The 22,934-nt window shown below is 58.5% G+C and carries 25 protein-coding genes and 3 tRNA genes; 15 read left to right on the top strand and 13 right to left on the bottom strand.

Annotated elements, in window-relative coordinates; genetic code table 11:
* Positions 1–6: 6 nt before the first annotated feature.
* From pgsA to F0M18_RS19495, 4 genes are all read left to right on the top strand, one after another.
* Complete coding sequence (gene pgsA, locus F0M18_RS19510; RefSeq protein ID WP_149613176.1) at positions 7–573, top strand: CDP-diacylglycerol--glycerol-3-phosphate 3-phosphatidyltransferase; 567 nt, start codon at positions 7–9, stop codon at positions 571–573.
* A 431-nt stretch (positions 574–1,004) separates the two neighbouring features.
* A tRNA-Gly gene (locus F0M18_RS19505) sits at positions 1,005–1,080 on the top strand.
* 87 nt (positions 1,081–1,167) lie between these two features.
* A tRNA-Cys gene (locus F0M18_RS19500) sits at positions 1,168–1,241 on the top strand.
* A 264-nt stretch (positions 1,242–1,505) separates the two neighbouring features.
* Positions 1,506–1,958: a pyridoxamine 5'-phosphate oxidase family protein gene (locus tag F0M18_RS19495; protein WP_188109824.1), complete on the top strand. Its 453-nt coding sequence runs from the start codon at positions 1,506–1,508 to the stop codon at positions 1,956–1,958.
* Between the two features lie 33 nt (positions 1,959–1,991).
* On the opposite strand, the gene F0M18_RS19490 is transcribed toward F0M18_RS19495, so the two are convergent.
* The 3 genes from F0M18_RS19490 to F0M18_RS19480 form a co-directional block, all read right to left on the bottom strand.
* A complete protein-coding gene (locus tag F0M18_RS19490; RefSeq protein WP_149613136.1) occupies positions 1,992–2,969 on the bottom strand; it encodes a YbgA family protein in 978 nt (325 codons plus the stop codon).
* 232 nt (positions 2,970–3,201) lie between these two features.
* A complete protein-coding gene (locus F0M18_RS19485) occupies positions 3,202–4,200 on the bottom strand; it encodes a ketopantoate reductase family protein (protein ID WP_149613135.1) in 999 nt (332 codons plus the stop codon).
* A 48-nt stretch (positions 4,201–4,248) separates the two neighbouring features.
* Positions 4,249–4,872, bottom strand: coding sequence for a GNAT family N-acetyltransferase (locus F0M18_RS19480; RefSeq protein ID WP_149613134.1), 624 nt, complete (start codon positions 4,870–4,872; stop codon positions 4,249–4,251).
* 461 nt (positions 4,873–5,333) lie between these two features.
* Here F0M18_RS19480 and F0M18_RS19475 point away from each other — a divergent pair, with 461 nt between their 5' ends.
* Complete coding sequence (locus tag F0M18_RS19475) at positions 5,334–5,789, top strand: LEA type 2 family protein (protein ID WP_149613133.1); 456 nt, start codon at positions 5,334–5,336, stop codon at positions 5,787–5,789.
* Positions 5,790–5,791: 2 nt separating this feature from the next.
* Here F0M18_RS19475 and F0M18_RS19470 read toward each other — a convergent pair whose 3' ends face one another.
* Positions 5,792–7,144, bottom strand: a complete 1,353-nt coding sequence (locus F0M18_RS19470; protein WP_149613132.1) for a sodium-dependent transporter — start codon at positions 7,142–7,144, stop codon at positions 5,792–5,794.
* Between the two features lie 64 nt (positions 7,145–7,208).
* Entirely contained in the window at positions 7,209–10,406 is a 3,198-nt protein-coding gene (locus F0M18_RS19465) for an AsmA family protein (RefSeq protein WP_149613131.1), read from the bottom strand.
* 158 nt (positions 10,407–10,564) lie between these two features.
* Here F0M18_RS19465 and F0M18_RS19460 point away from each other — a divergent pair.
* The 3 genes from F0M18_RS19460 to F0M18_RS19450 all read left to right on the top strand — a co-directional run bounded on the left by F0M18_RS19460 (position 10,565) and on the right by F0M18_RS19450 (position 12,468).
* A tRNA-Leu gene (locus tag F0M18_RS19460) sits at positions 10,565–10,652 on the top strand.
* A 291-nt stretch (positions 10,653–10,943) separates the two neighbouring features.
* Entirely contained in the window at positions 10,944–11,570 is a 627-nt protein-coding gene (locus F0M18_RS19455) for a dUTP diphosphatase (protein ID WP_262501002.1), read from the top strand.
* 4 nt (positions 11,571–11,574) lie between these two features.
* The gene (locus F0M18_RS19450; RefSeq protein ID WP_149613130.1) at positions 11,575–12,468 is read left to right on the top strand and encodes a hypothetical protein; all 894 of its coding nucleotides are present in this window, start codon (positions 11,575–11,577) and stop codon (positions 12,466–12,468) included.
* Positions 12,469–12,504: 36 nt separating this feature from the next.
* Here F0M18_RS19450 and trmA read toward each other — a convergent pair whose 3' ends face one another.
* The 7 genes from trmA to F0M18_RS19415 all read right to left on the bottom strand — a co-directional run bounded on the left by trmA (position 12,505) and on the right by F0M18_RS19415 (position 16,754).
* Positions 12,505–13,614, bottom strand: coding sequence for a tRNA (uridine(54)-C5)-methyltransferase TrmA (gene trmA / locus F0M18_RS19445; protein WP_149613129.1), 1,110 nt, complete (start codon positions 13,612–13,614; stop codon positions 12,505–12,507).
* Entirely contained in the window at positions 13,614–14,624 is a 1,011-nt protein-coding gene (locus F0M18_RS19440) for a glycosyl transferase family protein (RefSeq protein WP_149613128.1), read from the bottom strand. The genes trmA and F0M18_RS19440 overlap by 1 nt, the downstream gene beginning before the upstream one ends.
* 17 nt (positions 14,625–14,641) lie before the next feature.
* Complete coding sequence (locus F0M18_RS19435) at positions 14,642–14,962, bottom strand: TusE/DsrC/DsvC family sulfur relay protein (protein WP_149613127.1); 321 nt, start codon at positions 14,960–14,962, stop codon at positions 14,642–14,644.
* The gene (tusB, locus tag F0M18_RS19430; protein WP_149613126.1) at positions 14,962–15,252 is read right to left on the bottom strand and encodes a sulfurtransferase complex subunit TusB; all 291 of its coding nucleotides are present in this window, start codon (positions 15,250–15,252) and stop codon (positions 14,962–14,964) included. Before tusB ends, F0M18_RS19435 begins: the two co-directional genes overlap by 1 nt.
* A 1-nt stretch (position 15,253) precedes the next feature.
* Complete coding sequence (gene tusC / locus F0M18_RS19425) at positions 15,254–15,628, bottom strand: sulfurtransferase complex subunit TusC (protein ID WP_149613125.1); 375 nt, start codon at positions 15,626–15,628, stop codon at positions 15,254–15,256.
* A complete protein-coding gene (gene tusD, locus F0M18_RS19420; RefSeq protein WP_149613124.1) occupies positions 15,621–16,013 on the bottom strand; it encodes a sulfurtransferase complex subunit TusD in 393 nt (130 codons plus the stop codon). Before tusD ends, tusC begins: the two co-directional genes overlap by 8 nt.
* A 66-nt stretch (positions 16,014–16,079) precedes the next feature.
* Positions 16,080–16,754, bottom strand: coding sequence for a Bax inhibitor-1/YccA family protein (locus F0M18_RS19415; protein WP_188109823.1), 675 nt, complete (start codon positions 16,752–16,754; stop codon positions 16,080–16,082).
* Between the two features lie 268 nt (positions 16,755–17,022).
* Between F0M18_RS19415 and F0M18_RS19410 the strand changes: the two genes are divergently transcribed.
* The 3 genes from F0M18_RS19410 to F0M18_RS19400 are packed head-to-tail and all read left to right on the top strand — an operon-like array spanning position 17,023 to position 19,812.
* Entirely contained in the window at positions 17,023–18,126 is a 1,104-nt protein-coding gene (locus F0M18_RS19410) for a DUF1214 domain-containing protein (RefSeq protein WP_149613123.1), read from the top strand.
* On the top strand, positions 18,126–19,292 hold the full coding sequence (locus tag F0M18_RS19405; protein WP_149613122.1) for a sulfotransferase family protein: 1,167 nt from the start codon (positions 18,126–18,128) through the stop codon (positions 19,290–19,292). The genes F0M18_RS19410 and F0M18_RS19405 overlap by 1 nt, the downstream gene beginning before the upstream one ends.
* Positions 19,293–19,302: 10 nt before the next feature.
* Complete coding sequence (locus tag F0M18_RS19400; protein WP_149613121.1) at positions 19,303–19,812, top strand: SRPBCC domain-containing protein; 510 nt, start codon at positions 19,303–19,305, stop codon at positions 19,810–19,812.
* Between the two features lie 80 nt (positions 19,813–19,892).
* Here the strand turns inward: F0M18_RS19400 and pspF are convergent, their stop codons facing one another.
* Positions 19,893–20,909 carry a phage shock protein operon transcriptional activator gene (gene pspF, locus F0M18_RS19395; RefSeq protein ID WP_149613120.1) on the bottom strand — a complete coding sequence of 339 codons (1,017 nt, stop codon included), beginning with the start codon at positions 20,907–20,909 and terminating at the stop codon, positions 19,893–19,895.
* A 199-nt stretch (positions 20,910–21,108) separates the two neighbouring features.
* Between pspF and F0M18_RS19390 the strand changes: the two genes are divergently transcribed.
* The 4 genes from F0M18_RS19390 to F0M18_RS19375 all read left to right on the top strand — a co-directional run bounded on the left by F0M18_RS19390 (position 21,109) and on the right by F0M18_RS19375 (position 22,838).
* The gene (locus tag F0M18_RS19390; protein WP_149613119.1) at positions 21,109–21,288 is read left to right on the top strand and encodes a hypothetical protein; all 180 of its coding nucleotides are present in this window, start codon (positions 21,109–21,111) and stop codon (positions 21,286–21,288) included.
* A gap of 22 nt (positions 21,289–21,310) precedes the next feature.
* Positions 21,311–21,991, top strand: a complete 681-nt coding sequence (gene pspA / locus F0M18_RS19385; protein WP_149613118.1) for a phage shock protein PspA — start codon at positions 21,311–21,313, stop codon at positions 21,989–21,991.
* Positions 21,992–22,060: 69 nt separating this feature from the next.
* Positions 22,061–22,330 (top strand): envelope stress response membrane protein PspB, encoded by a 270-nt coding sequence (gene pspB, locus F0M18_RS19380; protein WP_149613117.1) that lies wholly within the window; start codon positions 22,061–22,063, stop codon positions 22,328–22,330.
* Positions 22,320–22,838, top strand: coding sequence for a PspC domain-containing protein (locus tag F0M18_RS19375; protein ID WP_149613116.1), 519 nt, complete (start codon positions 22,320–22,322; stop codon positions 22,836–22,838). Before pspB ends, F0M18_RS19375 begins: the two co-directional genes overlap by 11 nt.
* Positions 22,839–22,934 lie beyond the last annotated feature (96 nt).

Raw genomic sequence — 22,934 nt, 5'->3', positions numbered from 1 at the left:
GTGAGGATTAATATTCCCAATGCGCTGACGTTGCTGCGAATTTGCCTGATTCCGGTACTGGTTGTGGTGTTCTACCTGCCATTTGCCAATCACTTGGTGGTAGCAGCGGGGGTATTTGCGGCCGCTGCGGTGACCGACTGGTTTGATGGCTACCTGGCGCGGAGACTCGGCCAGACCACAGCGTTTGGCGCTTTCCTCGATCCGGTGGCAGATAAGCTCATGGTGGCAGTTGCCCTGGTGCTGCTGGTAGAGCGGCATGACACTCAATTGCTCACCCTGGCTGCCTGCGTCATTATTGGTCGCGAGATCGTCGTGTCTGCCTTGCGGGAATGGATGGCCGAGCTGGGCGAACGCACTTCCGTCGCGGTCTCCTACGTGGGCAAGGTCAAAACGGCTTTCCAGATGGTCGCCATTACCGCGCTGTTGGCGATTAATCCCGACCTGGACGCAGGGTGGCTGCTGGCCCTTAGCTACGTTGTACTGTACGTGGCGGCGGTATTAACCCTGTGGTCCATGTTCATCTACCTACAAGCCGCCTGGGCGGTGATGAAAGAGCGCGATAACTCTTTTTAATTCAGGTGCTTGCGGGATATTTTTGCATTATCAGTTGACACCGTGCGCCCGGTGCATAAAATAGGCGCCTCTCGAGCACATGCTGCTTTACAGAGCATGTCAAAGAGCCCGAATTTTTAGCGTGACAGAGCGCACGTTTCGGGTTTTTTTTGACACAGCGCACTGTTCAGCAGGTTCCGAGAGCCACGGCGGTGGAGTACACTACGCAGCACATAGCGGGAATAGCTCAGTTGGTAGAGCGCAACCTTGACGAGGTTGAGGCGGGGCGCGAAGCCTCGACGGTTCCGGCGCCCACGGCGGTGGAGTAAAATACGCAGCACATAGCGGGAATAGCTCAGTTGGTAGAGCGCAACCTTGACGAGGTTGAGGCGGGGCGCGAAGCCTCGACGGTTCCGGCGACCACGGCGGTGGAGTAAAATACGCAGCACATAGCGGGAATAGCTCAGTTGGTAGAGCGCAACCTTGCCAAGGTTGAGGTCGCCGGTTCGAACCCGGTTTCCCGCTCCAATTTTCCCTTTCCTACAGCAACAACGGAAACGGAAATGGAGTTTGAAGTGGCCAGGGAACCCAGGGCCGTTTTTCACTCTTTCCCAAGGCTCGGTGGCAGAGTGGTTATGCAGCGGACTGCAACTCCGTGTACGCCGGTTCGATTCCGACCCGAGCCTCCATTTCACAAAAGACAGATCCCAGCGCGATAAGAGTGCACGCCGGCCGATACGTCGGAGCGTCGATTCCGACCCGAGCCTCCATTTCCCAAACGATAGATCCTGGCGCGGCGATCGCACGCGTCCTTGCACAGGCTTCATCCCAGATAGCACTTGATCATGTCGTTCATTGCCGTGCAAACTGATGCGGTCGCGTCGGTAGGCAGTGGATCGGCAATCCGGCACCGCGACTTGTTCGTAGCTACAGGTATACCGCAAGGAATTCGGATGGATATAAAGATCAACGGCCCCTGGCGCCGCAGGGAAATCGATCAATACCTTCAGGATGTGCGCATACCGGTGCGCATAGCCTGCATAGGCGGTGACGGGTTTCCTCGTGTCGTATCGGTGTGGTTCCGCTACGCAGATGGCGCCTTCTACTGCGCTTCCCATAAGGATTCATCCCTGGTGCGCCTGTTGCGCGACTATGGGAGGGTAGGCTTTGAGGTGTCCACCAACGAGCCGCCGTATTACGGCGTGCGGGGGCAGGGCGTGGCTGAACTCTCAGGCGAGGGTGGTGCGGAGACGCTGCGGCAATTGATCGAGAATTACCTGGGCCGCAGCAATGAGGGGCTCGCTGAGTGGCTGTTGTCTCGCAGTCATGATGAAGTACTCATTCGTATCGAGGTCTGCCGCTTCTTCAGCTGGGATTACCGAAAGCGTATGCAGGCCATTGCCTGAATGAGGCCGGCACTCCGGCCTTCACACCTAGGGCTAAACCAGATTTCGCAACTTCAGTTCATCGGGGTAGGGTGACAGGAAGGTCTGCTGTTCGATATAGGCGTTAGGGTTGTTGGCGAAATGGTGCTTGAGCATGGTGACCGGGACCACCAGTGGCACCAAGCCGGTGCGGTATTGGTCTATCAGCTCGCTCAGACGCTGACGCTCCGCAGGACCCAGTTGCCGCTTGAGGTATCCCGCAAGATGGAACAGGACGTTGCTGTGGGAACGGCGTGTTGCTCGTTGAGTGAGTGCCGCCATCAATGTGCTGATAAACTGGTCCCCGAGTTGATTGAGGTCTTCCTTGCCCGCGTTGGCTACCATGCGACCCAGGCTCTTGTAGCTCGGTACATGATGGGCCATGGCCAGGTACTTGTAGCGGCTGTAAAACGCGACCAGGCCGGCAGCGGTGAGACCCTCAGACAGCAATAATTGCCACTGGTGATAGGTGTAGACACGGCTGACGAAGCTTTCCCGCAGCGAAGGATCATTGAGGCGGCCGTCATCCTCCAGCGGTAACAGGGGGTCGAACTCAGCGAGCGCAGCCGCGAAAATACCACGTTGGTCATAGGCGGCGAGATTGCCTTTCTCATTGAAGCGTTTCACCCGATCGTATCCGCAACTGGGGCTGGCCTTGACCAGGATATACCCGGAGAGCTCCGGTGCCTGTCGTAATACATTGCGCGCATAGTCGCGTACTGCCTCGGTATGATCCTGTGTGTGGGTCTCTACATCCACGAGCCTTACCGAGGATTCACTGCCAACGAGATGAATTGGAGGGCGCGGTACACCCAGGCCGATGCCCATTTCAGGGCAAAAAGCGCGCGCGTTGAAGGTCTCACAGAGGGCGCGCACATGTTGATTGGGGGCCTTGGTCTGCCCGTTGTAGCGCACGGCGTTGCCAGCAAGGCAGGAACCGATACCGATAAGGGGTTTGTTGGCGTCGTTGCCTGTTACATCCTGTGCTGGCATTCAGCTGCTCTCCCGTGTTGTGTCGCTGTGTTCAGGTGCTTGATCAAGAACATTATCGCATACGGGTTGCGGCCACCAGAGGCGTGTCTTTATCAACGTTTAAGAAAAAATTAAAATTATAAATAACAATAAGTTGTAGCATATAAATAAAGTAAAATATCAATTATTTGCTCGCCCGGTAACCGAGCCGTGAGGCGCCTGCTGGTGGTGTCGTGATGGGCGCCGAGGCTGGCTACTGATCAGTTCCCGGTGCCGTCAGCGGCAATTGATCATCGAGTAGTTTGCAGCAGGCGTAGATGCTGCGGATCAGAGGGGCCGGCGTGTTGGTCAGTTCCGCCAGTTCGAGCACGGAACCCACCAGCGCCTCGACTTCCAGCGCATAGCCTTTTTCCACGTCCTGCAGCATGGACGTTTTGTGCGGCCCGACTTTTTCTGCACCCTCGAGGCGCTTGTCGATGGTATGCCTGAAGGTAATACCCAGTTTATCGGCAATGGCCTGTGCCTCACGCATCAGTTCCGCAGCCAGCCATCGAGTATGGGGTGCCCTGCAGATATCCTCCATGGTGGCATGGGTGAGTGCGCTGATTGGATTGAAAGACAGTGCCCCCCATGCCTTGAGCCAGAGTTCAGCGCGGATGTCGTCTATGACATAAGACTTGAAGCCCGCTGAGATCAAGGCGTCGGCTATTGTGCGACAGCGCTCGCTCTCGCTGCCATCGAGTTCTCCCAGCGTGAATCGATTTCCTTCTACATGGTGCACCACACCTGGCGCCGTCACTTCGGCTGCGGGGTAGGCGGTGCAGCCAATGATTCTCGCGGTATCGATGCACGCAGAGATCGCTCCCTCAGGATCCAGGCTTCTGAGCAGGGTGCCTTCAAATGGGCCACCATGGCGATAGAAATACCACCAGGGAAGGCCGTTTTGCAGTGTCAGTACCGGGGTGTCCTCGTCCAGCAGCGGCGCAAGCATCGGGGCAGCGCTGGCGATGTGATGTGCTTTCACTGCGAGTATTACCAGGTCCTGCTCGCCAAGGTCCGCCGGGTCTGCTGTAATCGTCGGCTTGTCTATACGCTGTTGCGTTGCGTCTGCTGAGGTGAGTGTCAAACCCTTTTCCCTCGCGGCGCGTACCTGTTCGGGTTGGTCGATAAAACTGACGGTATGCCCTGCATCTGCAAGTTTGACGCCCAGCAGTACGCCCATTGCGCCAGCGCCGACAATGGCAATTTTCATATCTAGTTCCTTCTAGCCGTTTTTCCTGTTCACTGCCATGTGCGGCCTCTACGTTGGAGGTCGGTACTCGCGGAGCTTGAACGTACGTGTGCTTCCTGAGTTTCTGCCAACGCTGAAGTAAAGCTTGTCAAAGCTGGCATTGAGTTTCTCTTTGAATTGAATCGAGGGCTTGTTGAAATACGCAGAAATGCTGTAGTAGCGATCGCGGCCGAGGGTGCGAAGATGCGAGTAGCAGCGTTCCCGCATAAACGGCGCCAGGCTTTTACCGCGAAAGCTGGGTATGGTGAAGGCGTCATATAGATAGGCTTCGTTCTCGCTAAGGTCGAACCGAAGTGGCGCGTGATTGCATTCCTTGAGGTCCGCCCAGGTGAAGGCTACCACGTCGTTACCATGCTTGAGTCCAATGCAAATGTGACCCAGGTCACAACGTCGCCTTAAACCAGCCAGGTTATCCCACGGGTGGTCCGCAGCGATGACTTCCATTTCGTCGCGTCGCAAAATGCATGAGGTATAGGCCTCGAAACGCTCGGACCACTCAGGCGGGGCTTCGAAGTCGCCTTCGCTGACTAGGTAGAACACTTCGAGATTGATGCCAAGCTTGCTGAACTTTTTTTGTACTTCGTAGAATAAAACCCCGTGCTTCAATGCGTCTTTTATTTTGCCCGCTTGCATTGCAGTGACCCCTATTGCGAAGCGTTATGACTCGTTACTAAACAATATAGCACTGATCAGCGCTGGCAGTAGCAATCGCAGCGCAGAGCTGAGCTGGTGCTGTCTCGCAGTTTTTGGGTCGAGGTGGCCGCTGGGTGGTATCACTACAGGCTCGCCTTGTGCGAGGACTCAACTGGGAAAGGTGAAGCGCATAAAGTGCTCTGGCGGCTGTCTCGCACGACAACTATTGTTTGTCGCGTATTCAGGATAGACTCTGGATGTCTATTATCACAGTTGGGCGATTAAGCTGCCCGGGAGAAAATCGTGACGCCGGCTGCACGGGCGATTGGCCTGGTTTTGACCGCAAGTATGTTTTTGTTCAGCGCCTGGATGTATCAGCGCACAGGGGACTGGGTCGCACTGGTGTTTGCTGCGGGCAGCCTGGGCTATGGCGTGTTCTTTTATTCCAGAGGGAAGACTTCATGAGTTTCTTACGCCCGATGATGTGGCTTTGCCTCGTCTTTTTGCTCGCGAGTTGTGCCGCGTTGCAACCTGAAATAGATCCCCCCAAAGTAAGCCTTGAAAGCTTCAAGGCGCTACCTGCAGAAGGCGCCGCGCCGCGCTTCGAGATCAAGCTGCGTATCGCCAACCCCAACAAGCAATCCTTTGATATAGCCGGCATCAGTTACAGCGTTGAAATACAGGGGCAGGAACTTATCAGCGGTGTAACCAATGACGTGCCGCCGCTGGCAGCCTATTCGGAAGAAGTGGTAACGCTGGAGGCGGGGCTGCAACTGTTTCAGATGCTCAAGTTGCTGGCCGAGCTGGGTATGCAGCCCAGCGATACACTGGAGTACCGGTTTCTGGGCAAGATCGATTTCACCGGTTTCGTACCCACCCAGCGGGTAGAGGAAACGGGTTCAATCAAGCTGAGGTAGCGCTAGCCAAACAGTGTTTGCGCAAAGATTGCCAGGATGATCAGCGGGCACACAACTTTCACGTACCACGGCCAGATTTTCCAGAACAGGCCCTGTTCAATACCCGGATTTCCCTTCTTCAGTTCCTGAAGCAATGCGTTGCGGTCAATTACCCAGCCCGCGTAGATGCAAAACATGAAGCCCAGGATAGGCTGGCTGTAGCGCGTGGTCGCGGCTATGACCAGGCCAAACAGCTCAGCGAAATTCAGCAGAATAACCGTGCTTACAACGGCGATCACTCCACCTATCACCCAGACCGCGCGCTTCCGGCTGATCCCGTGTTCTTCTATGGTGTAGGCGACAGGTACTTCAAGCATGGAGATCGATGAAGTGAGTGCGGCAATGCTCATCAGGAAGAAAAACGTGAAACCCACGATGATGCCGGTGAAGCCCATGGTGCTGAAGAGCTGTGGCAATACAGTGAATATCAATGTGTCTTCCGAGATCAGTTCTCCGGTTGCCGTAAAGATTTCTACGCCCTGGTGCAGGGCGACGTACATGGCCGGCAGAACCAGAAAACCGGCCAGTACAGCAATGGAGATGTCTACCAGGGTGACCATGCCGCCCAGTACCGGCAGGTTCTCCTTATCCGAGACATAGGAACCATAGATCAGCATGGTGCCGACGCCGAGCGACAGCGAGAAGAATGCGGCGCCCAGTGCCGAGATAATGAGATTTGGAGACAAGGCGCGTTCGAAATCAGGCAGCAGGTAGACCTTGAGTCCTTCCATGGCGCCGTCGAGAGTGAGCACATAAACCACCAGCAGCACCAGCGTCACCAGCAGTGCCGGCATCAGCCGTTCAGACCAGCGCTCAATGCCACCACGGACACCCTCGGAAATGATACCGATGGTCAGCCCCATGAAAAGAAGCATGAATATAACGTTGCGCGTGAAACTGAACGATGTCAGCCAGGTTGATGCCTCGTCCATGCCTAGCAGGGCGCTGAGCGAGGCCAGGCAAAAGGCAATCATCCACCCGGCGACGATTGCATAGAAACTGAGGATAAGACTGGCCACGATGAAGCCGGCAATGCCTGTACTGACACCGATTCGCCGAAATAGCGGGCCTGGAGAGATTTTGCGCAATGCGTTCACAGCATTGGCGTGAGCGTGGCGGCCCAGGATCAGCTCTGCCATCAACGCCGGGTAGGCAAGAAGAAAGGCCAGTGCCAGGTAGATGATCAGGAAGGCGGCGCCACCATTACTGGCCGCCTGTGTCGGGAAGCCCCATATGTTGCCCAATCCCACGGCAGATCCGGCTGCCGCCATGACAAAGCCGAAGCGCGATGTGAATTCACCCCTAGCGGAAGCCATCTGTCACCCTGTTGTCCTTGTTTTGCGCCGGATTGTAGCACGGCATAACACCGCTCAGGTGTTGTTATCGACCTTCCGTAATGCAGGGCCGCAGCGTTTTCTGCTCTTTGCTGATACCGAATACCTTGCTGGCGATACGTGGTACCAGTGTCAGCACTTGCGCGTACGCATCGACTGCGGCTTTTACTGGCGAGAGGGTGACTTTGGGGTTGGCGAAGTCACCGCGCAGTCGCACGGAGGAGGGTATTTGTATGGATCGGGATTTGGAGCGCGGTGTCAGTTCAATATCCAGCGTCTGCTTGCCCAGGTTTATTTTTGCAGAGCCGGTCGCCACCATTTTAGTCGTCTCTACATAGAGCGAATCGCTGGTGGCGACGCCATCGTTGATGCTGAAGCCGGCCAGTGTGCAGTCCACGTGGGTCGACTTTTCCAGCGCCGCGCCAGAGTAAATCCATTCCAGAAAGTCTGTGGCCAGGATGTCGTAAGCTGCGCCTTCAATTTCAGCGTCTTCAAGTGCGATGGCTATGTTGCCATCAAGGTCGCCCAGCAGCGCCTCACCTGTCGCGCCCGTGGCGCTGACGCCACCGCGTATGTGCGCGATACCGCTTACGCCGGTATCCTTGCCCAGGTCTCGGCTCACCTTGTTTAGCGGGATCGCACTGGCGTTGCCGGCGAGGCTGACAAAGGCAGGGCGGCTGTTAAGGTCGATCAGCCCGCGCACCTCGGCGACAGTGTCACCGTAGGCAATGTTGAATTTGCGCAGTGTGTAGCGCTTGTTATTGCCGGTCAGTTGCAGGTCAAATCCGTCTATGTCGGTGTTGACGCCTCGGACGGTGCCCAGTGCAACAGATAGATCGGTAGCGTAGTCCGGCGCGTTGCGTAGAGCTCTCTCCAGGCGCTCGACAGGCTTGATCTGTATGACTTCCGTGGGGTTGTAGCTGGCATTGTCGGTTTGCTCTGCCTGAAGGCCAAGATCGTCCAGCAGTACCAGCGGGCTCTCAAGTCGCATGGTTACTTGCCGTATTTCCCTGTCCCGATGTTCTGCGCTTCCTGTGACATCCACCACGGTCTCCCCAATGCGATTCTGCGATTCGAAACGGGTGGTACCGCGACTCGACTGGACCTGGAGCATGCCGCTCACTGGATTCATGCGCAGGCGACTCAGGGCGGCAAGCAGGTCGGGATCTCGCAGGTGATACTGCGCGTCGAGATTGATAGCGGGCCCGGCAAAGAGCTGGTCGATCCTGCCTCTGGCGCTCAGTTCAAATGCGCCGTCGCGCTCGCTGGTGTGTAACACCAGGTCGTTCAGTTGCCAGCGACCGCTGCCCTGGTCGGATAAATGGAAGCCGCCATCGAGATAGGCGAGATCACCTTCGTAGGTGAAATCTTCCAGCGCGGTCATGAGCAGGTCACGAGCCTCGATGCCGGAAAAACTGCTGTGCAGGGAAATTCCACGGAACTCCGTCAGGTCACGTATCTCCCCGCTTACCGACAGGTCGGGGCCGTCACTGTGCAAGGCCAGCTCAATGGCCTCCAGAGCGAAGCGATCAGCGTACTGCGTGATCGTGCCTTTACCCTGCACAGCGCCAAGGACGGGGATAGGCGTCGTGAAAAACTGGGACAGAGCACTGGTGTCGCTGAGAGACACGCTCACCGGCGCAGTGAAAGCAGATAGGTATGGCGGCTGTTGCTGTCTTATCGTGCCGTTTTCGGGTTTGATACGGAAGTCGATATCGCTGGATTGCGCCTGTATATCGCCACCGATGATGTCCAGTTCGTCGGCACTGCCGCGCAACTGAAGATTTGCAGAGATAGCGAAGCCACCGGGCACTTGAGTATGCCAGAGAGAGGAGAGGTTCTGTGAGTCGGGTGTTTCCAGGGACGCATGCACCTGTACGTCACGGATTGCGGCCAGTCCGGCCTCGGTCAGTTTGCCCTCGGAACGCGCCTCGCCTTCGATTCTCAATTGCAATGTGTCGCGAGTTCCTGACTCGATCACCAGGTTTCTCAGTTTAAGTTCACCGTGTGAGCCGCTAAGCACGCCACTTGCCTGGAAAGCACCGGTTTCGTAGGGCAGCGGTCCGGTCCATGGAGACAGTACACTGAGTCCAGGGCCCTGGAGATCTGCTTTTACGCGATTGAACCGGGCATCACCCAGCAGGTCGAGCTGCCCCGTGAGGCTGATAATCAAGCCCGCATCACTTTCGCTTCGCAACAGGAACCTGTCGATGCGCGGCGCATTCAGCGAACCACTGACCTTGGCGTTGCCGCCCGCCCGGCCAAATGGCCCAAGGTCGAGTGGTAGCTGCGCGAGCATGGGGTCAGACGTGTCGATTTCGCCCGCGACCACCATTTCTATTGCGCTGGTGCCTGAGCGATCATACTCGAGCCGCCCCGCAGCTTCGATGCCATACTGCGGCATATTATCCAGAACGAGACGGGCGTCTCGCAGAATAAAACCCTGTGCGTCCCCGTGCATTGCCGCATCGAGAGTGAGTGAGCCCGCGAGGCCCAGCTTCGCGTTTAAACCGTCGAGAAAGGCGGCCACGTCTCGGTACTGCGCATCTAGTACCAGGTCGTAGTCGAAAGCCTGCTCAGTGCCGCGAAGTTCTCCCTCCAGCTGTACGCGGCTGTCACTTACAGGTGCATGGAAATTGGCTTCAACTTTGAGGGTGTTGATCTTTTCACGTTGACGCTCTCCCCAGATGCGGCCATTGAATTCCAGCGGCTCACCCTCGTACTGTGCCCTGGCAGACAGGTAAAAACTGTCTGCCTCACGGCGTTCACCCTGGACCGCTGTGAACGGAAACACGAGCACTTCTTCTGATGCGTTGATCGCGTGAAGTTGATCAATCTGCAGGGTTCGGGGTAGCCAGGCGAGATAACCGAGCCAGTGGAGGGGCGCCGGATCTTCGGTCTCATCCTGGTCGGAGACATAAATGATGACGGAGCCGGCGTACAGGTCGCTGTTCGAGAGCCGTTTGCCAGCCAGCAAGTCAAGCACACTGACCTGGCCTGAGATATCCAGCACGCTGAGCAAGGGCGGGCCCTTGCTATCTTGCGGTTGCAGCTGTAACTCGCTGGCAGAAAAGGTCCCCTCCAGTGGTCGCAACACCGGCTGCTGCAGTACCAGCTGGAAATCGGTAAAAAACGCTACCGCCCACTGTGCAATGGCCAGGGTGGCATTCTCTGAGCGCAAGATGGCCAATGGCGCCGCCACAATGAGCGTGAGTAAAAAGATCGCGACGAGCAGTTTGCGCATTCAGCGGAGGTCCGCAAGTGGGCTAAATCATTAGTTTAGCATGCTGTAAACTGCTCCAGCGTTAGCCCGCCGTCGATTGACTGTGATATTATCGCGCGCGCTTTCGCAGGCGCATGACGCTGCGACCGCGCGTGGGCCTGCCACCTGCGCCTCTTTCCGCCCGGATGGTGAAATTGGTAGACACAGGAGACTTAAAATCTCCCGGCCATTGCGGCCGTGCCGGTTCGATTCCGGCTCCGGGCACCAACTCCCCAGACCGCAAGCGAACCGGCACACGTGCCGGCCGGTGCGCCGGATCGTCGATTCCGGTTCCGGGCACCAACTCCCCAGACCGCAAGCGAACCGGCACGCGTGCCGGCCGGTGCGCCGGATCGTCGATTCCGGCTCCGGGCACCAACCTCCAGATCGCGAGCGAACCGGCATGCGTGCCGCCTGGTGCGCCCGGCCGGCATGCCGCCCGTACCAACTTCTTTTTGCCTGCCGGCGCTGCTATGCTCACGCATTCTTTGCGTCAGATCCTACACAGTGAGGTATACCTTGAAACAAGCCCTGGTCAACATGCTGACAATGCAGGACCGCATGAATACGCGCGTCCATGAGAACTGGGTGCAACAGCACTTTGAGTGGTACCGGGCAGCGTGGATCGAGTGTGGTGAACTAATCGACCACTATGGCTTCAAGTGGTGGAAGAAGCAGGTGCCTGACATGGAGCAGGTGCGTATGGAGGCTATCGATATCTGGCACTTCGGGATGTCGGCCTTGTTCGTTGAAGGCAAGGACATCGACACTATCGCCGAAGAGATCGCGGCTGACATCGAGGCGCGATCTCCCTCGGCGCTGGGGGTGCGTGAAGCCACGGAAGCCCTGGCGTTGCACTGTTTACAGACGCGCAGCTTTTCGCCGGCACTATTCTGGGATCTGATGGATGCCGCCGAACTCGATTTCGAGACCCTGTATCGCTCTTACGTGGGTAAGAACGTGCTCAACTTCTTCCGGCAGGATCACGGCTATAAAGAGGGCACCTACGTGAAGGATTGGGATGGTATGGAAGACAATGAGCACCTTGTAGAACTGCTCGCTCCCATGGATTCATCTGATCCGCAGTTCGCCGATCATGTGTACTGGGCGCTGGAAAAACGCTATCGGGAAGCCGTGCTGGATTAAGCCCATGTCACAGGACGACGGCAAGCTCTCGACCACCGCGCTCGCGCGCAAGCTGGACATACCCGCCCAGCAGCTCTTCGCCACGCTGCGGGATTACGGCTGGATACGACGCTCCGCAGACACCTGGGTGCTCCTGCCCAAAGGGGAATTCGAGGGCGGGTCCTATCAGCAAAGTCGTCGCTACGGGCGCTATATCGTCTGGCCTCAGTCACTGGATCACCACCCATTGTTGGCGGCGATTGAGTCGAACCAGCGTATTACCGCGGCCTCGATGCGACGCTATTACCCGCGCTTGCACGCACGCCAAATCAACAGGGCGTTGGCCGAGTTGGGCTTGCAGCACCACAGCGTTCTCGGCTGGGAGCTCACAGCCCTGGGGCGCAGCATGGGTGGTCAGCAGGAGGAGAGTGAGGCATCCGGCGCTTTTTACGTGACCTGGCCGCATGAAATTGTCGACAACCCGGTGGTGCATCGCGAGCTCACTCGTCAATCGGACCAGATACCCACGCCCGAACCTGCCGACGCCAACGCCGAGCCCGACCTGTTTGCCAATGCCGATACAAAAATCAGCTGTGAGGGCATAGACGGACACGTGCTGGCTACGCCGCTGCAGATGCGGGTATGCAACTGGCTCTACCTGGCGCAACTGGCGCACGCGTATCGCCGCCTGTTACCCATTGAGGAGCAGGTCCACGCTGATTTCTACCTCCCCGCAGGTAATGTCTACATCGATTGCTGGCAGGAGGATGCGTCCGCGGCGGAACTCAGGGCCAACCTGCACAAGCGTGAGATTTACCGAGAAATGCGCCTGCATTCCCTGGAGGTCAAAGAAGCGGACGCAGAAAATCTGGATGAAATTCTTGGTCGCGGCCTGCTGACATTCGGCATTCGCTGCTGATTGCCATGGCGGGCTGTTGCAGTCAGCCGGACCGGGCTACCGGCGTCGCAACAGCACGCCGCATTCCATATGCTCGGTGTAGGGAAACTGGTCGAAGAGGGCGAAGCAGTCGATGCGGTGGCTTCTTCTCAGGGTCTCCAGGTTTTGCGCCAGTGTGTCGGGGTTACATGATATGTAGAGGATGGTTTCGAATGTCGAGACCATGCCCAGTGTGGCCTCGTCGAGCCCTGCGCGCGGTGGATCGACAAACACGGTTCGCAGGTCGTATTCAGCCAGTGGCGTGGACAATTCCCCAAGGCGACGAAACTCGCGCTCGCCAGCCAATGCCTGGGTGACTTCCTCCGCCGACAGGCGCACAATTTCAACGTTTGCTATCCCGTTGTCTGCCAGGTTGTCCCTGGCGGCGCGAACGGATACTTTGGCCAGTTCGGTCGCGAGCACACGCTTGAAATGGCAAGCCAAAGGCAGGGTGAAATTGCCATTACCGCAATACAATTCCAGCAGATCTCCCTCGAGCTTCCTGGCCTGCGCGCGGGCCCATTCGATCATGTTCACGTTGACACGCGCATTCGGTTGCGTGAATGCCTGCTCGTGCTGCCGATAGCTGTACTGCTGTCCGCCTATTTCCAGGCGCTCAAGGACCCAGTCGCGTCCGAGTATCAGCTTTTGCTTGCGGGCGCGACCGATTATCGATAATCCAGGGTGTGCTTCCTGTAACTCATCACGTAGTGTTGCGGCCGCCGCCTGCCAGGCCTCTTCCAACTGGCGATGATAGATCAGTGTGATCAGGGTCTCGCCGGCCAGTGTGGACAGAAACTCGACCTGGAACAGCTTTTTCCGCAGTTCGAGATTTGAGCGCAGCCGCTCGAGCAGGGCGGGCATCAACTGTTGTATGCGGTCACAGGCGATGGGGAATGCGGTGATCGGAACCGGGGTTTTGGGGGCATCCTTGCGGAACATGACGTAGTCCAGCCCGTCGCCATCATGCCACATGCGAAATTCGGCACGCATGCGAAATCCCTCTGGCGGTGATGGGTAAATCGCGGGGGGCGGTGCTGCGAACGGCGCCAGCTGCGTTGCCACGCGGCTGGCCTTGGTGTCCAGTAGTTCGCTGTAACGCTCTGGCTGTACGGCCGAAAGGGGCATCAGTCGAGTCTCTCCCTGTCACGCGCCGCCCACATGTCCTGTGCGGCGGCTACACATGCCGGCATGCCCCAGTCTGGCTCCAGTACCATCAGGGCAGCAGCGGTGGTTGCCAGTACCGCGTTGAGCCCATACGCGTCTGCAGCGGAACCACGCCACATTGCCAGCAGGGGCGCCACGGCCGGCTGTTCGACAGGGACTGCTCTCCCGGTCAACACACGCGGCAGTGTGTGCTCGTCGATATGCCCGTCGTGCAGTCTGTAGAACTGGGTGTCGGCATGGGGCCGGACTTCAATCTCGCCGCTCTCACCCTTGAATACACCGGCGTTGGCCTGCCCTAGCAGGGTATCAGCCCGCTGATGTAGCGCTGAATAAGCGGGATGAAACACACTCTGCAGGCTGGCCGGGGCGGTGAGTGGATTGAGCAGGCGTGTGAGCGTGTTGACGGGCGAGCGCAATCCGAGCAGTGGTCGCAACAGGATCAATTCATGCAGTGCGGGGCAGAAGGCTCGCAATGGCAGGTAGCTTAGCTGCTGCTGCTCAATTTGTGTTGCGGCCTGTTGCCAGTCGCTGGCTACCGGTAATCCAAGCTCGCGCATGGCTTGTTCAGTGTACAGGCGTCCGGCGGTGTGGCCGTCACTGCCGTGCACCAGTACGCGATAGCCTGCGCCGCTTATCAGCAACAGGGAAAGCAGATACCAGGGGTGCTGATGCTTCTTCCCGGCATAGCTGCTCCAGTCAAGATCGGCTTGCAGGTCGGCTGGTGGTTGCACCATCTGTTGCCGGCAGGCGTCTACAAAACCAGCCAGTTCATCGCCGGTCTCCTCTTTTACCCGCAACAGCATCAGGAAGGCGCCGAGTTGAACCGCCTCGACTTCGCCGCGAAGAATCATGCTGAATGCTTCCGCAGCCTCGTTTCTCTGCAGTGAACGGCTGCCGCTCTTGCCCTTGCCGAGTATGCGGACATAGGGTGCGAACGGGTGCTCTTCGGCGGCTTGGGTAAACTGTGACATAGGCATCAACGCTGGGGTTACAGGCAGTTCTCGGGCTTGGGCAGGCCGGCAATCTTGCTGCCCAGTTTGGCGGGCGATCCGGGGAACAGTTTCAGCAGGTAAATGCTGCTTGCCTTGTCGGCTCCGAGTCGCAGGCGGCAGTATTTTACCAACGGGCGCATTGCAGGTGAGGCATCGAACTGCGCGTAATAGTCGCGCAGAAGATGGATGATCTCCCAGTGCGCGTCACCCAGGTCAATGCCTTCGCGTCGGGCAAGTTCCTCGGCGACCTCGGGGCTCCAGTCCTCAAGGTGCAGCAGGAAACCCTCCTTATCCAGTTCGGCGTCCGCGAGGCTCATCAGTACCAGGCCAACTGCCGGGGGTAGGCCTCGGAAAGCGCGACCAGGCCATCCATATCTACCAGAGCAAGATCATCGAGCTTCCCGTTCAGGCCGGCTGCCGCTGCGTCAACGTCCAGAACGACCACTCGGGCGGCGCATTGGGCCAGGATTCGCACGGGCGCAGACCCGGCCACGGCATTGTATACGCCATCTCCCATCAGCACGATAGTGTCCTGCTGCCCGGCACAACGCAGGCAGTCGCTGAAGGCCTGCGCCGGTGCCATGGCGGTGAGTGTGTGCAGTATCATCTCAGTAACTCACCAGGTGGTCTGCGCTGCCCAGCAGGTCGCGTATTGCAGCGGCATCGAGAGGCTCTGCCGGTACCACGAGGTCGGACAGGCCAATACCGTGGTGCTGCAGTGCATCGGCGTCTACAAACACGCGCTCGACATCATACAGAGGCAGCGAACTGAGCAGGCGCCCGGCGTTGCGCAGCCCGATCTGGTGGCTGTCCTGGTCATCCAGTAACTGCAGTACCCCTGTGCCCATGAACAAGAGTTCAAAGTCCTGCTCGAAGGCGCCCATGGCCATCGCCATATCGATGGCGGCCCGCGCCAGTGCACCCCCGTAGGGCGAATGGCGCATGACCAGTACATGCCTTTTCCTGACGCGCGTTTCAGCCACCGAAGGTCACCAGTCGATCCGCGCGGTCGGTGGCGTCGATGAACTGGCCAAGGCCTGACACCACGAACGCTGGATGCACGGTTGCGCAGGGCCTGTCGTAGCGCGCTGCCTCGCCGGCATCAAGCATGCCGTGTTTCAGTGCCGAGGCAATGCAAAGCACCAGTTCGACGCCGTGTTGCTCTGCCAGCTCAAGCCATGGCTGCAGTCGGTTCGGCTCATCCTGTGGCATCACCGCCATCTGTGAGCCGGTCTCGGTGCCCTGGTCGAGAAAGAATACGCGCTCAATCTGATGTCCGCGGGCGATGGCTGCCTGCGCAAACGCGGCGGCATGGCGTCCGCCGTGGCCCGACGTGGGGGAGGACAGCACCAGCAGTGTATAGATCAAGGGGTCTTCGCTTCCGCCACAAAAAACCCCGGCTGTTGCCGGGGTCTGTCGTGGCCTCGCTCGCGCTTAGTCATCGCCGCCGAGGGCTGTAAGCAGGTGCAGCATGTGGATGAACAGGTTGTAGATGTTCAGGTACAGGGCCACAGTCGCACGGATGTAGTTGGTTTCGCCGCCGTTGATGATCCGGCTGGTATCGAACAGGATCAGACCAGACATGATCATGACCACTGCCGCGGAGATCGCCAGCGACACCGCGGGGATGCCCATAAAGATATTGGCGATCGATGCCACCACGGCCACCAGCAGGCCGACCATGAGGAATCCACCCATAAAGGAGAAATCCTTGCGTGTGGTCAGCGCGTAGGCGGAAAGGCCGAAGAACACCAGCGCGGTGCCGCCCAGTGCCTGCATGACCAGCGCCGGGCCTCCGGGCATGGACAGGTAGAAATTGAGCATCGGACCAAGAGAGGCGCCCATCACCCCGGTGAAGGCAAAGATCGCCCACAGTCCCTTGCTGCTGTCCGCCATCTTGTTCACCACGAACAACAGGCCGAAACCCACCAGCATCAGCAGCAGGGCGGCGCCCTGGGGCAGCCCCATGGCCATGGAAACCCCGGCTGTAGCGGCGCTGAAGGCCAGCGTCATGCCCAGCAGCATGTAGGTATTGCGCAGCACCTTGTTGGTAGCAATCACGCTTTCCATGCCGGCTGTGTTCATGTTGTACAGACTCTTGTCTTGCATCGTTTACTCCGTAATCCGTCGCACGGGTGTGCGGGTATTGTTATGACAGATAATAAGGGCGCAGGGTTCAATTTTAAAGGGGCGCGAGACCATGAAATTTGTCCGGGAATAGGCGCTGCCCCTCGCGTTCACATATCTGTCGGTTTAACAGTTCGCACCTTTCCCGCGGCCGGTGGGCCGGCGCTGGCTCTACCTTGCCACATCGGTTGCTATGTCGCCTTGAATCGAATTCACTACGTGCTGCCTCAGGATAATAAAGGAGACACCAATGGCCGATAACAATAGCGCAGAAGAGAAGCTGCTGGACGGTTCTGCATGGGACGAGTTTTGCGACGCGCTGAAGCAGGCGGGCCGGGTACTGCAGAGCGAAAAAGCGCCACAGGACGCCTTCAACCGGGCGGAGGGCTACCGTTACCTCACGCGCCTGCTGCGTGGCGGGCTGGAAAGTTACCTGGAGTTCAGTGACCCGCTGTTTCCGCAGTTGCGCTGTGGGGCGCATGAGACCATCAAGCTGGGTGCGGATAATCCGGACAACCGCTACGAAAGCGCCCCGGTGCGGTCGCAGTATGACTATCGCATTACCGGCAAGCGCAACACCGTCAGCTACCTGGGTATCAGTACCACGATCAACAAGTACGGTTCCGGCGGCACCATGGAGGTCACCGGGCACCTGGACCACCGCGACCTGGATATCGCCGAGGACGGCACTTTCGAGATCAATATCAGCCGGGAGCAAAAACCGGGAAACTGGTTGCCGCTGGCGGAGGAGTCAAACTCGGTGCTGGTGCGACAGACTTTCCAGGACAGGATCGGCGAGCAGGCAGCCGACCTGAAGATCGAGCGTATCGGCGCTGCCGACGACAGGCCTGAGCCACTCAACCCGGAAAAGCTGCATCGCGGACTGGTGGGCGCGACCATGTGGGTCCACGGCGCGGCGCAAATGTTTGAAAACTGGGCGGAGAGCTTCCTGCCCACCATGAACCAGCTGCCACCAGCAGACCAGGACTACTGCCAGTCAATCGGCGGTGATCCCAATATTTTCTATTTCCACAGCGCGTGGCAATTGGCGGATGACGAGGTGCTGGTTATCGAGGCGCCCGATATTCCCGAGTGTGAAACCTGGAACTTCCAGCTGGACAACTGGTGGATGGAGTCCCTGGACTATCGCCACCATACGATTCACGTCAATAAACACACGGCCCACTATGAGCCGGACGGCGGTGTGCGCGTGGTGGTTTCCCACACGGACCCGGGAGTGCCCAACTGGATCGAAACGGCCGGCCATAATATGGGCACCATGTGCTGGCGCTGGATTGGCGCTCAGCGTCACCCGCTGGTGACAACCCGGGTGATGAAGCTGGCTGACCTGTAATGAGTGAGCAAGCCACAACCTTTATCGCGGACGAATTGATCGCCGAAGCGGTTGCGCAAACGGGTTTCGAGGACTTCGGTGAGCCACCCTACAGGGGGGGGCTTGAGGTGTTGCTGGAAACCTATGACCGGCATGTACTCGACCCGGAGGGACGACGGCGTTGTCGTGAGCGCGTGGTGTTCCAGCTCGCGACCAGGCTGAAATGCGAAAACGCCTTCCAGACGATTCCACAGTGGCAGGAGCAGGAGATCACGGCGCCGGTATTTGTGACCGGGCTGCCGCGTTCAGGGACCTCCGCCTTGCTGAACCTGCTGGTTTCAGCACCGGAAAACCGCGGGCTGCTGCAGTGGGAAGTGCAGTTTCCCGACCCCTGGCCCGGTAGCCAGCCCGGGGACAAGGACCCGCGCTATGATTTTCTCGCGGCAGCGCTGGAGGAGTCGCGCAATTCCGAATTCGCCAAGATCCATTTTATCGACGCTGATACGCCGGAAGAGTGCGTGTTGCTGCATGCCTATGCCTTCACCGGCGTGCAGCTCGGTTTCGAAATCATGCTCGAACCCTATCACAGCTGGGTGCTGCAGCAGGACGCCGAGCCGATGTACGCCTACCAGAAAAAGCAGATGCAGATGCTCAACTGGCGCAACCCCGGGCAGCAGTGGATGCTGAAGGCGCCCGCTCACATGCATAACCTGGACGCAATCCTCAAGGTCTTCCCCGATGCCCGCTTTGTCTGGTGTCACCGTGACCCGCAGAAAGTGATACCGTCGATCAACAGCATGAACAAGGTCGTGATGGACATGTACCTGGGCGATCACAGTCACCTCGATGCAGGTGAGATCGGCCGTGCAGTGATGGAGTGGTACGCCATGAGCCTGGAGCGGGGGCTGGCCCTGCGTGAACAATTGCCTCCGGAGATGTTCGTGGATTGCTCGCAACAGGAGTTCGTGGATGCGCCCCTTGACGTCGTGCAGCGCGTGTACGATGCCTTTGGCATGACGCTGGCAGACTCCTCCCGCGCGGTTCTGGCCAGTCATGTGCGTGACAATCCCAAGGGCAAGCATGGCCGCCATGAATATAACCTGGAGGAGTATGGCCTCACCCGCGAGTTGATCGCTGATCGCTTCGCGTTCTACACGCAGGACGGGCGCTGGCCCATCAGCAGCTGAGGTATTGGCAATGACTGAAACCATTACTGTCACGTCAGACACCGTCACCATAGCCGCACCCCTGGAGCTGGTGTGGCGTGTGTTGACGGATTTCGAGTACTACCCGGAGTGGAATCGCTTTTGTCCCTCGATCGAGGCGCGCCTTGAGCTGGGCTCACCGGTGGTGATGAAAGTGGATCTCGGCCAGGGACTGCAGGACCAGACCGAGTACATCACCTGTGTGGTGCCGCCCGGGAAGGCCTCCTCTGGAACAGGGTCAGGAAAGGAGGCTGGAGCAGCGAAAATCACCTGGTCCATGGAAAACAGGCCGGGCGATCCCATTCATGCCGATCGCACCCAGCTGCTGGAGCCTGTCGATGCAGAGCATTGCACCTATGTGACTTACGACGTGTTCAGTGGTGAGGCCGCCGAGCAAATGGTAGAAATGCTGGGCGAGCAGGTGAAATCAGGTTTCAACCTGTGCGCCCGCAATCTCAAGCAGCGCGCAGAATCGCTGTATGCGGCGGAGCAGGCGCAGTAGCCGCAGTAGCCGCAGTAGCCTCAATACTGCGGCGGGCTAACGACAGCGATGTTCTCTGTGCGCAGCGCCGGGTGTGCTGCTCAGGAGCGCCGTTGCCGGCGCGACAGCTTGTGCTTGCGCACCAGGCCGCGCATCTGGTCGTAGCTCAAGCCCAGCGTGTCTGCAGTTCGGCGCTGGTGAAAGTTATGCCTGGCCAGCGCGTCCTGCAACAGCTGTTTTTCCAGTGCATCCATATGGGCGCCAAAATCAGAAAGGGGAGGGGACGGTTCTGCTTTCCCGGCCGCGGGATCCCGCGGCTGTTCTTTAACCGGGCGATCTTGCCAGGGTTTGCTGAACGGATCGACGATGATCTCGCCCACGGGCATGCTGCTGTCGCCCCAGCGATGCAGTGAGCGCTCGACGACGTTTTTTAACTCGCGTATGTTTCCTGGCCAGTCATGCTGCTGCAGAGTCGCCAGGGCATCCGCCGTAAAACCGGGAAAAACCTCCCAGCCCAGTTCCACGCTCATCTGTACTGCAAAGTGATCGGCCAGTTCCGCAATATCTTCGCGGCGATGCCGCAGGGGCGGGATGTGCACGACGTCAAAACTCAGTCTGTCGAGCAGGTCTGCGCGGAAGGTTCCTGCGTCCGCCAGAGAAGGTAAATCGGCGTTGGTCGCGGCGACAACGCGCACATCCACCTGCAGCGTCTTTTGGCCGCCCAGCCGCTCAAATTCGCCATATTCGACCAGACGCAACAGTTTTTCCTGCAGCCGCATCGACATCGTGCCCAACTCGTCAAGGAACAGGGTGCCGCCGTCTGCGCGCTCGAAGCGGCCCTGTCGCACCTGCGTAGCACCGGTAAAGGCCCCCGGTTCATAGCCGAACAGTTCCGACTCCAGCAGCGATTCCGCGATCGCTGCGCAATTGGTTTTCAGCAGTGGCGCCTGCCAGCGCTGGGACAGGAAGTGCAGTCGGTTCGCTATGAGTTCCTTGCCGGTGCCACGCTCGCCCATGATCAGGACAGGCCTGTCCACCGGGGCCAGTCGCGACACCTGTTCGAGGGCGTGGGCCAGGGCTGCTGAGTTACCTATGATGCTTTCTTGGTTTCGACGCATGGGTAAATAATACCTTAAAAAAGGCGTATATAACCCCGTAAGCGGGTTAAATTAACTCAATGAGGTCGGTCCGGATCAGTCCAGGTTCGACCGCTCGCTAAAAAAACCAATAAAAACAGCCTATTAGGCTGCCTGGCACGGATTGTGTATTACCTAGGGCAAACGGCACGAAGAAGACCGATCAGGTAGGGAAGGCTCTATGAGCAAAGCAGGAGAGCGATTATTGATTTACGGCGCCCTGGCCACACTCTGTGGTTTTACTGGCGCAGTAGTTGGCACCGCCGCCGGTTTGTGGAGTTTTGTGCAGATTGTGACGGTAGTTGAATTGATTTACTGGATAGCCAGGCCGGGACGCAAGTCAGCGCCCAGAGGCTGGTGACTACGCAACAGGAGAAACAGTGATGGGTATATTTTCCCGCATGACAGATATCATCAATTCCAACATCAATTCGTTGTTGGACCAGGCCGAGGATCCGGAAAAAATGATCCGCCTGATTATTCAGGAAATGGAAGAAACCCTTGTGGAAGTCAGGTCCTCGTCCGCACGGGTGCTGGCGGATCGCAAGGCGGCTGCACGCCGCCTTGAACAGGTGCAGGCTGAAGCCGACGCCTGGGAGGAAAAAGCCAAGCTCGCGATCAGCAAGGGACGCGAGGACCTGGCCCGTGCCGCGCTGCAGGAAAAACACGCGATTGAGGAAGAGCTTGCAGCGGTGGAAGAAGAGCTGCGCGCTACCGACGAGCACATTCACCAGCTCAACGAGGAAGTAGCGCAGCTGCAGCAAAAGCTGAACGATGCCAAGGCCAAGCAGAAGGCCTTGCTGATGCGCGGCAAGACGGTTGAATCGCGTATCAAGGTCAAGCGGCAGATTCACCGCGAGGCGCTGGATGGCGCCTTCCAGCGCTTCGAGCATTTCGAGCGGCGTATGGACAACCTGGAGAGCCAGCTGGAGTCAATGGACGTTGGGCGCGATGTGCCCCCGGACCTGGCCGCGGAGATCGATGCCCTTGCCGGTGACGAGCGCATCAACGATGAACTGCAGCGACTCAAGTCTGAAATGCAAGACAAAACCGGGGTATCCTGAACCCCAAGTCAGTGAACCTGTTAGTGGCAGCGTGGGCAGTTGGCTCAGCACGCCCCAAGGAAAGAGTGAATGGAATTCTGGAAGTTCATGTTCGTACCCACGATCCTGTTTATGGTGATCGTGGCGCCCATGTGGATCACCATGCATTACCGGAGCCTTAGCCGCTCCTCGCGCAGCCTCTCCCAGGAAGACCGGGAGTCGGTAGAGCAAATGCTGGAGACCGTAGATAAATTGACTGAACGCATCGCCACGCTGGAATCGTTGCTGGATGCGGATCACCCCGACTGGCGCCAACAGGACACCGGGGCATGCAAGAGGAGGCAAGCTGATGTCGAATAGACGCAGATACGAGAACCGGCCCGGCCGCGGCCGTCGCAGTAACGGTTTCCATGCCAACAAGCGCGGCGGCTGGGGTATGGGGCTCTACCGGAATACGCGTGATGGCAAGATTGCCGGCGTGTGCGCGGGCCTGGCGGATCACTGGGATATCGCACCCTGGGTAATGCGCCTGGTCTGGATCGCTGGCTTCCTTTTCACCGGCACCCTGGCTCTGTGGGTTTACCTCGGCGCGTGGGTGTTGATGGCTCCGCGGCCAACGCGGCGGCTTGATGACGGTGGTTACGCCTTTGCCGAGGAAGACTTCGAGGAAGTCGAGGTGGAGATGGAATACGACGAGCGCTACCACGACTACCGGCCGCGTAAGGTGTTTCGTTACAGTGAGCCCTGCAATGTCCGCCTGGAGCGCGCGCGGGAGCGGCTTGACGGTGCATTGCGCCGGGTGGAGGAGATGGAGTCGTATGTCACCTCTCGGCGTTACAATCTGAACAAGGAGTTCTCCAGGCTCTGAGCGCGCCCCCTTTCCGGGCACGCCAGCGACTGCGCGTCAGCCGCGCGCAGTCGGCGGCTGCCGCTGCCGAACCCTGCAGCTGACGATCTTGCCTTC

The sequence above is a fragment of the Pseudohalioglobus sediminis genome, assembly GCF_008370495.1.
Taxonomy (GTDB): Bacteria; Pseudomonadota; Gammaproteobacteria; order Pseudomonadales; family Halieaceae; genus Halioglobus.
This window is presented reverse-complemented; position numbering and strand designations above follow the sequence as displayed.